We start from the raw sequence: 13,418 nt of genomic DNA, 5'->3' as shown, positions 1-13,418 counted from the left end.
AAGGAACCCATGTCCGCACGCACTGGCCAGGTACTCGGCCTCACCATCGCCGCGACCGGCCTCGCCCACTTCGCCGCCCCGGCGGCCTTCGAACCCGTGACGCGGATGGCCTTCGCCGACGACACCCGGCGCTGGACGTACCGCAACGGCGCCACCGAACTCGCTATCGGGCTGGCGATCGCGGCTCGGCCGACGCGTAAGGCGGGTGCGGCCGGGCTGGCCGTCTACGCCGGGTGGCTCGCCAGGCGCGTCCTCTCGCGCCGCTGAGTGCCCCCACGCGCTGCTATGAACGGCCCGTTACTTGCAAAATTTGCAAGTAACGGGCCGTTCATAGCACGCGGGAGGGCGGTCAAAGCGTGCCATCGGCGGCGACGGCGCGATCCAGCCAGAGATCTTCGAGCGCGTCCCGCACCTCCGGACCGTACTCGGCGGCCAGTCGCATGGCGCCCAGGTTGTCCTCCAGTTGCGGAAGGCGGCTCACCCCGAACAGCACGTTCGCGACCGGCGCGTAGGCGAGACAGAACGCGATCGCCAGTTGTGAAGCGCTCACCCCGAACTCCGCCGCCACCGTGGCCACACCGCCCGCGGCGTCCCGGATCGATTCGCGGATGCCGCCGGGGTCCGCGCCGATCTTCCGCTCCGGCGTCTTGCCGAGCAGCACCCCGCCCTCGAAGATGTCCGACGCCTGCAGCGTCAGCCGTCCGGCCTCGAAATGCGCGCCGTAGAACGGACCTTCGGCCATGGACCGGCGCGCCACGCTGTACTTCAGCTGAGCGAAACGTGGCGCCGGAAGGCCTTCCTGCTCGGCGAACTCCAGCGCGCGATCCAGATCCGCGGCGAGCCAGTTGTTCACGCCCCAGACGTCGAACCGGCCGAGGCGGATCTGCTCGGCCACCTCGGTGACGATCCGCGGGATGTCCGGGCGGTCGAAGTAGTCGCCGACCACGACGGCCTCGGCGCGGTCGACGCCGATCCGGTCGAACGACGTCGCGAGTTGCTCGGCGAAGCCGGTGTTCGGGTAGTCCCAGAGCCACAGTTTCCCGCAGAGCTGGTAGTCGTCGCGTGCGATCCCGGCGGCCCGGACGGCCGCGCCGAAGAGGAGGTCCGTGCGCGACTGTTCGGAATGCGGCCCCATGTTGTAGTGGGCCACGTCGAACAGCGTGACCCCGGCGTCGACGGCGTGCCGGATCAGGCGTACGGCGTCGTCGAAGTCCATGCGGTCCCAGGTGTTCCATGATCCCAGGCTCAGCGCCGACGTGGCGAAGCCCAGCCCGTCCTGCTTCTCGTCCACGAGATTTCCTTTCGCTGGCAACAGAAACCCTTTTTAGTCTACGATCGTAGAATGAACAAGAGACTCGTAGTGGTGACCGGCGGCGCCAGTGGCATCGGCCGCGGAGTCGCCGAAGCGTTCCTGTCCGCGGGCGACCGCGTGGTCATCGCCGACGTCGACGCGGGCGCCGCCCACGACCTGGCGGGCGCACTCGGCGCGGAGCACGTCGAACTGGACATCTCCGACCCGGGATCGGTCGACGCCGCACTGGCGCTCGTCACCGGCCGGTTCGGCCCGGTCGACGTCCTGGTCAACAACGCCGGCCTCGCGGGAGGTGGCGGCCCCCTGGTGGGACTCGACATCGGCGTCTTCGATCTGTGCATGCGGGTCAATTTCCGCGGCACGTTCCTGATGACCCGCGCCGTCGGCGCGCATATGCTCGAAGCGGGCACCCGGGGCGCCATCGTCAACATCACCTCCATCGGCGCCCGTCAGCCGACCCCCGGACTCGGCCACTACGAGGCCACCAAGGCCGCCGTCGAGGCCCTCACCCGCTCGGCGGCCCTGGAACTGGCGCCGCACGGCATCCGGGTCAACGCCGTCGCACCCGGCCCGGTGCTCACGCCGATGACCGCCGGATTCGCCTCGGACACCGCGGCCCGTGCGGCGTGGGAAGCGAGGATCCCGCTGGGAACCATCGCTTCCGTCGCCGACGTGGTGCCGTCAGTCCTGTTCCTCGCTTCCGCCGACGCCGGCCATCTCACCGGGGTGAGCCTGCAGGTCGACGGCGGACAACTGCTCACCTGAGTACACGACGCGGCCGCCGGACACGGTGAGTTCGACACCGACGTCCGGCAGGTCCGCGAACGCGACTTCGAGCGGATTCGCGGCCAGCACACAGAAGTCGGCGACCCGGCCGACGGTCAGCGATCCCTTCCACGCCGCCGCCCCGTCCTGCTCGGCGGCCGCCGTCGTGTAGCAGCGCAGCAAGCGAGCCATCAACACAGTGTCCATATCGGACGCGCCCAGCATCCGGGCGGCCGCGGCGACATGCACCCGCCAATCCGGGGTGACGACCGGCGCGTCACTGCTCAGGGTCAGCGGCACACCCGAATCCAGCATTTCCGCCAGCGGCCAGGCGCGGGCGCCGACTTCGGCACCGAGGGCTTCCGACAGCATTCCCCGCATGGCCTCCGCGATCGCGGGCTGCGTCGTCAGGCCGACACCGGCCGACGCCATCCGGGCCAGCTGATCCGTCGTCACCAGGTCGCCGTGCACGAGGTGGTCGCCACGACGCAACGAGCCGAGCGCGGCCTCGATGCTGCGATCTCCCGTGGCGTGCACCGCGACGACCATTCCGGCGGCGTGGGCCAGATCGATCATCGCGGTCAGGTTGCCCGCACGTCCCGGATCGTCGTCGCCGTCGACGAGCAGCGCGCCGTGGGAACCGTCGGCGTAGCAGTGGTGCGTCCACGCCGACCGCATCGGCGGGATCCCGTCGGCGAAGATCTTCACGCCGGGCACGGTGAGCCAGAAGGGATCCGCGTCCGGAACGGCCGTCGTCAGACCGCGTTCGAAGTCCGCCAGCGAACTGGCCCCGTCGAGCAGGCCGAACAACCGCAGCACGGTCACCCTCGCCCGCAGGAGTCCTTCCGCGGCCAGCGCCGCGTACTCGTCCAGCACCTCGGCTCCGAAGCAGCCCGTCTCGCCCGGCCCCAGCCCGGGTTCGGTGTAACTCGTGATACCGAGCGACGCGCACAGGTCGCCCGCACGCAGGATGGCGGCACGGCGTTCCTCCTTGTCGCGAACCGTTTTCTCCTCCCCGCCGGCGAATCCGGCGCCGCCGATGAGGGTGTCCGGCCACCGCGCGCCGAGCCAGGTCGCGTGCAGATGGGAATCGTTGATACCGGGCAAGACGGTTCTGCCCGCGAGGTCGATCACCTCGGTGTCCCGGCCGATGTGATCCTCGGCGACGTCACCGAGCGCGACGATCCGGCCGTCCCGCACCGCCATCGCCCGCACGACGGTGCCCGCCGGATCGAAGGTGATCACGGGACCGCCGCGAACCACGAGCGATGCGGGACGAATACGTTGCGACGGCATGGTTCCTCCAGGATCTGGACTTTTTCTCCTACGACTGTAGACTAAAAACATGGTCAACAGAACCGAAGCCGCGGTGCTCACCGAACACGGGTCCGCGCTCACGCTGCGGGAACTGCCACTCCCCGAAGAGCCGGAACCGGGCGCCGCGCTGGTCCGGATCACCTGCACCACGCTGTGCGGCACCGACGTGCACCTCTGGTCGGGCCAGATGACCTTCCCCGGCATGCTCCCGATGGTGCTGGGTCACGAAATGGTCGGCGAGGTGGTGGCCGTCGGACCGGATACCACCGACACCCTCGGCCGCGAGATCGCCGAGGGCGACCGCATCGGCTGGTCCGAGTCGACCTGCGGAAAGTGTTACGGCTGCACGATCCTGCGTGAACCGGTCGCCTGTGAGAAGCGCGGCTACGGCTTTCTCCAGCGCTCAGACGTCTTCCCCTATGCCACCGGCGGTCTCGTCCGGTATTGCTACGTGACGCCCGGCGCGGCCAAGCTCGTGCTGCCCGGCGACGTCAAGGACACCTGGGCGTCGATGTCGGGTTGCGCGGGAAAGACGGTGCTGCGGGCGGTTTCCCGAGCCGGCGGCATCCGTCCGGGTGGGACGGTCGTGGTCCAGGGCGCGGGCGCGCTCGGCGTGTTCGCCACCGCCGTCGCGCGGATCACCGGAGCGGGCGACGTCATCACCATCGGCGGGCCCGCCGACCGGCTCGAGACCGCCGGACGTTTCGGTGCGACAGCGACGATCCCGGTCGACGGCACCGCCGAGGAACGCATCGAGCGGGTCAAGGAACTCACCGGCGGCCGGGGCGCCGACCATGTCTTCGACTTCGCCGGCGGTCCCACCATCGGCGAGGAGGCCGTCGCCTTCGCCGCCCAGCGCGGCACGGTCGCGATCGTCGGTTCCACCGGCCCCATGCCCTCCCCCGTCGCGCTCGGCACCGTGATGGGCAAAGAACTCACGATCGTCGGGTCGCTCAACGGCGACATCGCCGACTACCACAACTCGGTGGACTTCTTCCGCACTTTCGCGGACCGGATGCCCTGGGACGAATTGTTCAGCGCGCCCGTCGGGCTTTCCGAAGCCTCGAAGAGCGTCGAGTCCATGTCCCGGCTCGGCGAGCTCAAAGCCGTCATCGATCCCCGTCTTCCCTAGGAGACCTCATGTCCGCCATCCCCCAGCGCCGCATCGGCCGCGACGGCCCCCTCACCGGCGTGCTCTCGCTCGGTTCCTGGCACACCTACGACCGGATGGACTTCCGCGAGGCGGTGACGCTCGTGCGCACCGCCGTCGACTCCGGCATCACGCTCTTCGACGTCGGCGTCTACGGATTCCCCGGCAGCACACCGGTCTTCACCGACGTGCTCTTCTCCGCCATGGTCCGCGCGGCCGGGCTCAACCGCGACGACTACCTGCTTTCGGCCAAGCTCTGGCTGGAGGGCTACCCCGAGCACAATCTGCGCGACCAGCTGGACAACGCGCTGTTCCGCGCCGGGGTCGAGCACGCCGATCTGGTGGTACTGGGTGATCTCCGGCGTGACGACACCGACCTCCACCAGCTGGTGCTGGACCTGGACGAACTGCGCAAGGCGGGACTCATCCGGCAGTGGGGCGTGAACAACTGGTCCGCCACCACCATCCGCGCCCTGCACGATTTCGCCGCGCAGGAGAACGTTCCCGGACCCGCCATCGCGCAGCTGAAGTACAGCGTGTCACGACGGTCCATTCCGGACGGTGAGCCGTTCAAGAAGGTGTTCGGCGAACTCGGCGTCACGCTGCAGTCGTCGGACATCTTCGAAGGCGGTGTCCTGCTGGGCAAGAACAGCGGCGCACGTCAGGTCGGCCGCGACCCCGGCGACATCCGCGAGCGCATCGCCTCCTCCGCCCCGGAACTCGCGAAGATCGCGGGTGACCTCGGCGCGACGCCGGCGCAGCTGTGCCTGGCCTTCACGCTCACGCATCCGGCCAACACGACCACGCTGTTCGGCGCGACCAGCACCGAACAGCTGCGGGACAACCTGGGCGCCGTCGACCTCGTCGAGCGCGTGGGCGCGAAGCAACTGCGCGAGCTGGTCGAGCCGTTCTGGGCGGACCGCGACAGCGTCGACCCGGAGGGACCGTGACGGCCTTCGATCCCGAACTCGCCGCCGCTCTCGAAGGCATGCCGTCCGGACCGCCGCTCGGCCCGGAATCGCTGGCGAGCGTGCGGCGGATGCTGGCCGAGGGGAACCTGAGTTGCGCCGAGGCGATCGGAGACCGGGACCTCGTCTGGGAGGACCGGGCCGTCCCCGGTACCGATGTGGTGGTCACCGTGGTGAAACCCCGGGACGCCCGGGGCGCGCCGGGGTTCTACAACATCCACGGCGGCGGGATGGTGCTGGACGACCGGTTCGCCGACCTGCCCCGGATGGTCGCGCTGGTCGAGGAATTCGGCTTTGTCGCGGTGACCGTCGAATACCGGCTCGCTCCCGAGCATCCGCATCCGGCGCCGTTGGAGGACTGCTACGCGGGCTTGACCTGGATGGCCGAAAACGCGTCCGATCTCGGGTTCGATCCCGCGAAACTGATCGTCGGCGGTGGCAGCGCGGGCGGCGGATTGAGCGCCGGAGTCGCCCTGCTGGCCAGGGATCGCGGCGGGCCGGCGCTGGCCGGACAGCTCCTGCTGTGCCCGATGATCGACAGCGCCAACGACTCGGCGTCCACAGTGGAATTCGCCGAGCGTGGAGTCTGGAGTCGGGCCGCCAACGAGTTCGGCTGGCGATCACTCCTGAACGGACAGACCTCTCCGTACGCCGTCCCGGCGACGGCTGCCGATCTCACCGGGCTCCCGCCTGCCTTCATCGAGGTCGGGGCCGCCGAGATCTTCCGCGACGAGGACGTCGACTACGCGCGGCGGCTCTGGGCGGCGGGCGTGCCCACGGAACTGCACGTCTGGGCGGGCGCGTACCACGGTTTCGACCGCTTCGCCCCGGACAGCGAGGTGACCCGGGCAGCGCTCGCCGCCCGGGCCTCCTGGCTGCGCCGCACTATCGGGAGAGCATGAACCGCGCGGCCTGCTCGCCGATCAGCACCGCCGGCGCGTTGGTGTTGCCCGTCGTCACTCGCGGCAGCACCGACGCGTCGGCGATCCGGAGCCCGGTCAGCCCGTGCACGGCGAGCTGGGGGTCGACCACCGATTCGCCGTCGGTGCCCATCCGGCAGGTCCCGACCTGGTGGTGGTAGGTGATGGCGGTCCGCCGGACGTAGTCGCGCACGTCGGCGTCCGGTCCCGGATACAGCTCGCGGGCACCCCATTCGCCGGCCAGCGCGGCCGCGCGGCCGATCTCCCGGCACTGCTCGACCGACGCGACCAGGCTCTCGAAGTCGGCCGGGTCTTCCAGGGCGGCGAGGTCGATCAGCGGTTCGTCGAGCGGGCTCGGCCCCGAAAGCCGCAGAGTGCCCCGGCTGCGTGGCGTGACCATGCCCGCCATCAGCGAGAACCCGGTCTCCGGACCGGTCATCCACGGCTCGTACATCGGTACGCTGAAGTGGATCGGCTGGGTGTCGGGTACTTCCAGACCGGGGTGGCTGCGCCAGAACAGATGCGTCTGCGTCACCGAACGGCCAGGCGCGGGAGGGTCGACCTGGCGCCGATCGGTCGTGAAGATGACCGGGGACAGCAGGTGGTCGTGCAGGTTCCGGCCCACTCCGGGCAGCTCGGCGACGACGTCGATGCCGTGCACCTCCAGCTCGTCCAGGGGCCCGACGCCGCTGCGGAGCAGGATCGCCGGTGACGCCAGCGCGCCCGCGGCGAGCACGACCTCGTCGGCGAAGACCTTGCGCAGTTCGCCGTCGACCTCCGCGAGCACACCGGTCACCTTGGTGCCTTCGATCAGCAGCCGGTGCACCAGCGCTCCCGTATGGACCGTCATCCGCTCGGCGGCCGGCTGCCCGTAGGCGAGCCAGGTGTTGAGCCGTTTCCCGTCGCGGGTGGTGACGCGCTGCACGGAGACGCCGTCGAGCGAGTCGCCGTTGTAGTCCGGGTTGAACGGCAGGCCGATCTGCACGGCGGCGTCCACAATGGACTGCTGGATGGGGTGCAGCGGCTCGTTCGGCACGACGTCGAGCAGATCCTTCTCGATCCGCTCGAACACCGGGCGCACGTCGTCCCAGCGCCAGCCGGGGAGATCCCAGCCGTCGTAGTCGGCGGGAGCGCCGCGCACCCAGATCATCGCGTTGAGCGAATGCGATCCGCCGAGTACCTTGCCGCGAGGCAGGTGCAGCCGCCGGTTCGCCGCATGCGGCTGCGGCACGGTGTAGTAGTCCCAGTCCTCCGGGCCGTGCCACAGCTCACCGGCCCGCGACGGGTCGTGGATCGCCGGATTGGTGTCCGGCCCGCCCGCTTCGAGCAGGGTCACCCACATCCCGGCGTCCGCCAGCCTCCTGGCGACCACCGACCCGGCCGAACCCGCTCCCACCACGATGACGTCCATGTCCACCACCCTCGCAAGGCGGTAGGGGGTCCGGAGGATTCGGTTCGCTGGCCGACAATCGGCGTGCCCTGGCGGGCAAGACCCTGGCGCTCGCCGGGCCCGATACTCGATCACACACCGGTCGAGGAGGAGCTTGCCATGGCCACACGCCTGTTCATCGACGGACAGTGGACCGCCGCCGGAGGCGGGTCGCTGCCGACGTACGATCCGGCCACCGGCCAGGTGATCGAGGAAGTCGGGACCGCGTCCGCGGCCGACGTCGATGCCGCCGTCGGAGCGGCCAGGGCGGCACTGAACGCCCCCGCCTGGGCCGCGCTGCCGCCGGTCCAGCGTGCGGCGCTGCTGTTCAAGCTGGCGGAACTCGTCGACGAGCACCACGAGGAACTGGCCGCGCTCGAGACCCGGGACCAGGGTCAGCCGATCGGTATCTCCCGCCAGGTCAGCGTCACCGGTTCGGCCGAGCACCTGCGGTACTTCGCCGGCTGGGTGACCAAGATCCAGGGCACCACCAACCCGGTGTCCTTCCCGGACACGCTGCACTACACGCGGCGCGAGCCGGTCGGGGTGAACGCGCTGATCACGCCGTGGAACTTCCCGCTGATGATCCTGGTGTGGAAGCTCGCGCCCGCCTTGGCCACCGGGAACACCGTGGTGATCAAACCCAGCGAGGTCACGCCCCTGACCAGCATCCGGCTGGTGGAACTGGTGCACGAGGCCGGCTTCCCGCCAGGGGTGGTCAACCTGGTCACCGGCGACGGCGCGGTGGGCGCGATGCTGAGCGGGCACAACGACGTCGACCACGTGTCCTACACCGGCTCCACCGCCGTCGGGAAGCTGATCACCGCCGCCAGCGCGGAGTCGAACCTCAAACGGCTCACCCTGGAGCTCGGCGGCAAGGCACCCAGCATCATCGCCTCCGACGCCGACATCGACGCCGCCGTCGCGGGCAACCTCGCGGGCGCCACGCTCAACAGCGGGCAGGTCTGCGCCGCGTACACGCGGTTCTTCGTGGACCGTAAACGCGAGCAGGAGTTCGTCGAGAAACTGGCCGCCGGTCTCGAAGGCCTCAAGCTCGGCCCCGGCATCGACGAGTCTTCCCAGCTCGGGCCGCTGGTGTCCGCCAAGCACCGCGAGCACGTCGACTTCCTCGTCTCGACCGGCCGGGAGCAGGGCGCCGAGCTGGTCACCGGCGGTCAGGCCCTCGACCGTGACGGCTACTTCTACTCGCCCACGCTGTTCGCCGGTGTCGCCGACGACATGACGATCATGCGTGAGGAGATCTTCGGCCCGGTCCTCGCCGTGACCGCCTACGACGATCAGGACGAACTGCTGGCACGCGCGAACGACACCGAGTACGGGCTCGCGGCCACCGTCTGGACCCGTGACATCGGCGTCGCGCAGCGGTTCGCCAACGGCATCCGCGCGGGCGCGGTGTTCGTCAACATGCCGCCGATCCCGGACATGGCCGCGCCGTGGGGCGGGTACAAGGCTTCGGGCTGGGGCCGCGAGATGGGGCCGTGGGCGATCGACGCGTACACCGAGATCAAGTCCGTCTGGCTGCACTACTCGTGACCGCAGGCGACGCGGTGAACTCGACCGCGATGAGCAAGTCGCAGATCGCGTACCAGTGGATCAAGGCGCGGATCGACGACGGCACCTTCTCCCCCGGCTACCGCCTCGTGTTCGGGCAGATCGCACAGGAACTAGGGGTCAGCACGGTGCCCGTGCGCGAGGCGGTCCGGCGGCTGGAGGCCGAGGGGCTGGTGACCTACGAGCACAACATCGGCGCGCAGGTCGCGATGGCCGACGAGAGCGACTACCAGCACACGATGCAGACGCTGGCACTGGTCGAGGGGTACGCCGCCGCGTTGTCCGCGCCGTCGTTGCCCGCCGAGGCCCTGGAGAAGGCCAAGGACCTCAACGCGGAACTGACGGCCTGTCTCGACAACTTCGAGCCGTCGCGGTTCACCGCGCTGAACCGCGACTTCCATCGGGTGCTGTTCGGGACGTGTCCCAATCCCCAGGTGCTCGAACTGGTCAACCGCGGCTGGAACCGGCTGGCCGGACTGCGCACGTCGACGTTCAGCTTCGTCCCCGGCCGCGCGCACGAATCCGTTCTGGAGCACCAGAAGATCCTCGATCTCTTCGACCGGTGCGCACCCGCCGAAGAGATCGAACTGGCCGTGCGGGAACACCGGCTGACGACGCTGGAGACGTTCCTCGCCTGGCGGCATCCCTAGGACGGGACGGCCTCCGGTGGCGGGAAGGCGTAGAAGCGCACCGAAAGCTCCTGCTCGCCCTCCACCGGGCGCCGTCGTCGCCGGATGAACCGCGCGATCAGCTCGCGGTATTCGGCGTCCAGTTCGCGGAATTCGGCCTCGGTCAGCCGTGTCGACGTCCGCTGCGCCGTCGACCACGGACCGAACCCGTCCCGGTTGGCCGCCGCCCAAGCCAGCAGCTCGACCTCCTTCTCGTACTTCGCGTCGAGGAAGGCGGTGACGCGCTCGCGGTCGGCGCCGTCGTAGTCGTCCGGCCTCGGCTCACGCAGGTCCTGCGGGATCGCGTCCCACTCCCCTTTCCTGCCCCGGCGCACGAAACCGTTTTCCTGCAAGGTTTTCAGACACTCTTTGACCTCCCTCGCGGCGAGGCCGGTCTTGCTCGCGATGTCCGCGTCCGTGCCGGGAAGCTCGCGGGTCACCTGCTGGTAGCGGGGGTCGTCCCGCATCTCGATGTCGCGCAAGGTCACCGTCCGACGCGGCATCGCGCCGGTCAGCAGCCGTCGCGCCGCCAGGGCCAGCACCACGGCGACCGGGATCTCAACGAAGACGGCGAGCGCCACGCTGGTCCATCGCTCGGCCGACGTCCAGCCGAGCATCACGTCGAACCACGCGTCGCAGCACAACATCGCGGCCGTGGCCGAAAGGAGCGGGACGGCCGCGCGGCGTCGTCGGAACCCGAGCCAGGCCCCCGCCGCGAAGCAGAGCAGCAAGGCGATGTCGAAACCGACCCAGGCCGTCCGCCACTGCCCGGTGTCGTACCGGTCGGGCAGCGTATGCGCGAGGTAGACGGTCCAAGGCACGAGACAGACCGCCGTCCCGGCGAGCAGGGCCAGCAGTATCCGTCGGATCATGATCATGAGATTAGGATTCCGGCGGCCCGGTGACATCCGGGAGTTCCCTGGTTCCGGTCTCAGGGTCGTCCGACCGGACCAACTTCGGCGAAACGCACGCGCCGACGGTTCACGCCTGGTCAGAATCGGTCCATGCGTTCGAAAACGCTCGTCCTCGCCGCGATCGTCGCCCTGTCCGCCGGACTCGCCGGACCGGCCACAGCCGTCGCCGCGGGCCCACGACTGGAGGATCCCCGCACCTGCGCGCACGACGCGCGGTTCACCTGCTCGACGTTGACCGTGCCGCTCGACCATCGCGGCCGCACGCCCGGCACGCTCAAGCTCCAGGTCGCCACGGCGAACAGCGCCTCCGAGAAGGTGCTCCTGTTCCTCACCGGCGGTCCCGGGCAGCCGGGCGTTCCGTTCAGCACCAACCTGTTCGACCGGATGCCCGAGGTGTTCAAGGACCACCGGCTGGTGATGATCGACCAGCGTGGGACCGGCGGCGACGCCATCGACTGCCCGGAACTGCAGGCACAGGTCGGCAGTTCCGACATCGAACCGCCGACGCGGGAGGCCGTCACCGGCTGCGCCGCGATACTCGGCGACAAGGCCCGGTTCTACGGCAGCGATGCGACGGTCGCCGACCTCGACCTGCTCCGGCGTGCGCTGGGCGCGCGGAAAATGGTGGTGGACGGCGTTTCCTACGGTTCGTTCACCGCGGCGCGGTACGCCATCGCACATCCGGGCAACGTCTCCAAGGTGATCCTCGATTCGGTACTCCCCCATCACGCGACCGTCGAGCAATCGCTGTACCTGGAATCCTTGAAGGCGACCGCGCGTGTGCTGCGGAGTGCCTGTGCCAAACCGCCGGTGTGTGGTTCCGATCCGGCGGAGGACCTCGCCTGGCTGGTCCGGAACCGGGACACGGCGGCCGGTGTCGCACTGTTCGACATGATCGTCACCTACGAGTTCGTCGACCCGACCTACCGGGACCCCTCGGTGATGGGCACCGACCTGATCACCGCGCTGCGCGCCGCACGCAACGGCGACACCGCGAAACTCGACTCCCTGCTCCGAAATCTCGCCTCCGGTGGCGATCCGCTCGGCTCGTTCAGCGCGGGCCTGCACGCGGCGACGTTGTGCTCGGACATGCGCTTTCCCTGGGGTGACGCCGGAACACCGGGCTTCATCCGGGAACCCGTGCTGAAACTGACCGAGAAGCGGCTCGGCGGCCGCGACACCTGGCCGTTCAGCCCGGCCGTCGCGACCGGCATCGGCTTCATCCGGACCTGCCTGCCGTGGCCGGCCGAGCCACCGAACTCGAACCCGGCCGGGAACCTTCCGGACGTCCCGGTGCTGCTCCTCAACGGCGACCACGACCTGTCGACCCCGATGGAATGGGCGTACGCGGAAGCCAAGACGGCGCCGCGCGGGAAGGTCGTGATCGTCGAGGGGGCGGCGCATTCGATCCAGAACCGGGAACCGGGCGATGCCGGGAGGAAGGCTGTCGCGGCGTTCCTTGCGGAGTGAGGCGGTTTCGTGGTGGCAGGTCTTCGTGCGTGGCGATGACGGCGTTCCCTTGAAGGGTAAGGAAAACGCGGCCTGTCGGGACGAGACGCGTCGTCGTTTCCCTCATCGATCGCCACCTGGACCAGATGTCTTCCCGTGGCCGGGTGACGGTGACGAAAGGGTCGTAACAGAATGATCTTGGGGTGCGGTTTGATGCCGCGTCTCGGTGATCGTCTGTGAGAGGTGGGCTGGTGGGGCAGCGGCGTCCGTGGGAGGTCGATGACGGTCTGTGGCAGCGGATCGAGCCGTTGTTGCCGCGGGTAGAACGTCGGTTTCGGCATCCGGGGCGTAAGCGGCTGGATGACCGTAAGGCGTTGTGCGGGATCATGTTCGTGCTCTATGCGGCGATCCCGCGGCAGTTCCTGCCGCAGGAGCTGGGCTATGGCTCGGGCATGACCTGCCGACGTCGGCTGCGGGACTGGACTGAGGCCGGGGTGTGGGCCGGCACGACGTCACCCAGCTGATGCCCTTGATCCACTCGATCCCGCCGGTCCGGGCCACCGCGGCGACGGCCACAACAGCTCTACGCCGACCGCGCCGACGACCATGACAAGTACCGCAAACTGGTCCGCGCCGCGGGAATCACACCTCTCATCGCCCGCCGAGGCCAGGAGCACGGCTCCGGCCTCGGTGTTCACCGCTGGGTCGTCGAAGGCGCCTTCGCCCTGCTGCACTGGTTCCGGCGCCTACGCATCCGCTGGGAGATCCGCGACGACATCCACGAAGCCTTCCTCACCTTCGGCGGCGCCATCATCTACTGGCGCAGACTCAAGACCCACTCAATCTGTTAGGGCCCTAAATCACCCTCTAGGGTTATTCGGACCACTTTCAAATGTGGCCTAAAATTACGAACACATGTTCGACAGGTTTTGGTATTCTTGGGGTGTGTCCGAG

General features: G+C 69.2%; 12 protein-coding genes and 1 pseudogene. 9 read left to right on the top strand and 4 right to left on the bottom strand.

The features are described 5' to 3' along the window. Nucleotides 1-9 precede the first annotated feature (9 nt). Nucleotides 10-267 (top strand): hypothetical protein, encoded by a 258-nt coding sequence (locus H5J31_RS20900; RefSeq protein ID WP_181774301.1) that lies wholly within the window; start codon nucleotides 10-12, stop codon nucleotides 265-267. A gap of 82 nt (nucleotides 268-349) precedes the next feature. On the opposite strand, the gene H5J31_RS20895 is transcribed toward H5J31_RS20900, so the two are convergent. Then, a complete protein-coding gene (locus H5J31_RS20895) occupies nucleotides 350-1,291 on the bottom strand; it encodes an aldo/keto reductase (protein ID WP_181774300.1) in 942 nt (313 codons plus the stop codon). Between the two features lie 69 nt (nucleotides 1,292-1,360). Between H5J31_RS20895 and H5J31_RS20890 the strand changes: the two genes are divergently transcribed. Then, on the top strand, nucleotides 1,361-2,077 hold the full coding sequence (locus H5J31_RS20890) for an SDR family NAD(P)-dependent oxidoreductase (protein WP_181774355.1): 717 nt from the start codon (nucleotides 1,361-1,363) through the stop codon (nucleotides 2,075-2,077). On the opposite strand, the gene H5J31_RS20885 is transcribed toward H5J31_RS20890, so the two are convergent. Beyond that, nucleotides 1,994-3,322: an amidohydrolase gene (locus H5J31_RS20885; protein ID WP_328701572.1), complete on the bottom strand. Its 1,329-nt coding sequence runs from the start codon at nucleotides 3,320-3,322 to the stop codon at nucleotides 1,994-1,996. The two genes, H5J31_RS20890 and H5J31_RS20885, sit on opposite strands and share 84 nt — an antisense overlap. Nucleotides 3,323-3,422: 100 nt before the next feature. On the opposite strand from H5J31_RS20885, the gene H5J31_RS20880 reads away from it, so the two are divergent. Genes H5J31_RS20880 through H5J31_RS20870 form a run of 3 tightly spaced genes read left to right on the top strand, consistent with a single transcriptional unit; the run spans nucleotide 3,423 to nucleotide 6,414 of the window. Then, on the top strand, nucleotides 3,423-4,526 hold the full coding sequence (locus H5J31_RS20880; protein ID WP_181774298.1) for a zinc-binding dehydrogenase: 1,104 nt from the start codon (nucleotides 3,423-3,425) through the stop codon (nucleotides 4,524-4,526). Between the two features lie 8 nt (nucleotides 4,527-4,534). After that, nucleotides 4,535-5,494 carry an aldo/keto reductase gene (locus H5J31_RS20875; RefSeq protein ID WP_181774297.1) on the top strand — a complete coding sequence of 320 codons (960 nt, stop codon included), beginning with the start codon at nucleotides 4,535-4,537 and terminating at the stop codon, nucleotides 5,492-5,494. Next, nucleotides 5,491-6,414, top strand: a complete 924-nt coding sequence (locus H5J31_RS20870; protein WP_181774296.1) for an alpha/beta hydrolase — start codon at nucleotides 5,491-5,493, stop codon at nucleotides 6,412-6,414. Before H5J31_RS20875 ends, H5J31_RS20870 begins: the two co-directional genes overlap by 4 nt. On the opposite strand, the gene H5J31_RS20865 is transcribed toward H5J31_RS20870, so the two are convergent. After that, a complete protein-coding gene (locus H5J31_RS20865) occupies nucleotides 6,398-7,843 on the bottom strand; it encodes a GMC family oxidoreductase (protein WP_181774295.1) in 1,446 nt (481 codons plus the stop codon). The two genes, H5J31_RS20870 and H5J31_RS20865, sit on opposite strands and share 17 nt — an antisense overlap. A 138-nt stretch (nucleotides 7,844-7,981) precedes the next feature. Here H5J31_RS20865 and H5J31_RS20860 point away from each other — a divergent pair, with 138 nt between their 5' ends. Both H5J31_RS20860 and H5J31_RS20855 read left to right on the top strand, forming a co-directional pair. Continuing rightward, nucleotides 7,982-9,415 carry an aldehyde dehydrogenase family protein gene (locus H5J31_RS20860; protein WP_181774294.1) on the top strand — a complete coding sequence of 478 codons (1,434 nt, stop codon included), beginning with the start codon at nucleotides 7,982-7,984 and terminating at the stop codon, nucleotides 9,413-9,415. Further along, the gene (locus tag H5J31_RS20855) at nucleotides 9,412-10,083 is read left to right on the top strand and encodes a GntR family transcriptional regulator (RefSeq protein ID WP_181774293.1); all 672 of its coding nucleotides are present in this window, start codon (nucleotides 9,412-9,414) and stop codon (nucleotides 10,081-10,083) included. Before H5J31_RS20860 ends, H5J31_RS20855 begins: the two co-directional genes overlap by 4 nt. Here the strand turns inward: H5J31_RS20855 and H5J31_RS20850 are convergent. Then, nucleotides 10,080-10,973: a helix-turn-helix domain-containing protein gene (locus H5J31_RS20850; RefSeq protein ID WP_236005310.1), complete on the bottom strand. Its 894-nt coding sequence runs from the start codon at nucleotides 10,971-10,973 to the stop codon at nucleotides 10,080-10,082. The genes H5J31_RS20855 and H5J31_RS20850 overlap by 4 nt on opposite strands. A gap of 132 nt (nucleotides 10,974-11,105) precedes the next feature. On the opposite strand from H5J31_RS20850, the gene H5J31_RS20845 reads away from it, so the two are divergent. After that, entirely contained in the window at nucleotides 11,106-12,485 is a 1,380-nt protein-coding gene (locus H5J31_RS20845; protein ID WP_181774291.1) for an alpha/beta fold hydrolase, read from the top strand. A 230-nt stretch (nucleotides 12,486-12,715) separates the two neighbouring features. Continuing rightward, nucleotides 12,716-13,315, top strand: a pseudogene (locus tag H5J31_RS20840) (transposase). Nucleotides 13,316-13,418: the final 103 nt, after the last annotated feature.

The organism is Amycolatopsis pittospori (genome assembly GCF_013870525.1).
In the GTDB taxonomy this organism is placed as follows: Bacteria; Actinomycetota; Actinomycetes; order Mycobacteriales; family Pseudonocardiaceae; genus Amycolatopsis; species Amycolatopsis pittospori.
This window is presented reverse-complemented; position numbering and strand designations above follow the sequence as displayed.

What these genes read in the sequence shown, in the direction of transcription:
- H5J31_RS20900 (WP_181774301.1), top strand. Translation starts at nt 10, where the DNA reads ATGTCCGCACGCACTGGCCAGGTACTCGGCCTCACCATCGCCGCGACC.
- H5J31_RS20880 (WP_181774298.1), top strand. Translation starts at nt 3,423, where the DNA reads ATGGTCAACAGAACCGAAGCCGCGGTGCTCACCGAACACGGGTCCGCG.
- H5J31_RS20875 (WP_181774297.1), top strand. Translation starts at nt 4,535, where the DNA reads ATGTCCGCCATCCCCCAGCGCCGCATCGGCCGCGACGGCCCCCTCACC.
- H5J31_RS20865 (WP_181774295.1), bottom strand. Translation starts at nt 7,843, where the DNA reads ATGGACGTCATCGTGGTGGGAGCGGGTTCGGCCGGGTCGGTGGTCGCC.
- H5J31_RS20860 (WP_181774294.1), top strand. Translation starts at nt 7,982, where the DNA reads ATGGCCACACGCCTGTTCATCGACGGACAGTGGACCGCCGCCGGAGGC.
- H5J31_RS20850 (WP_236005310.1), bottom strand. Translation starts at nt 10,973, where the DNA reads ATGATCCGACGGATACTGCTGGCCCTGCTCGCCGGGACGGCGGTCTGT.
- H5J31_RS20845 (WP_181774291.1), top strand. Translation starts at nt 11,106, where the DNA reads ATGCGTTCGAAAACGCTCGTCCTCGCCGCGATCGTCGCCCTGTCCGCC.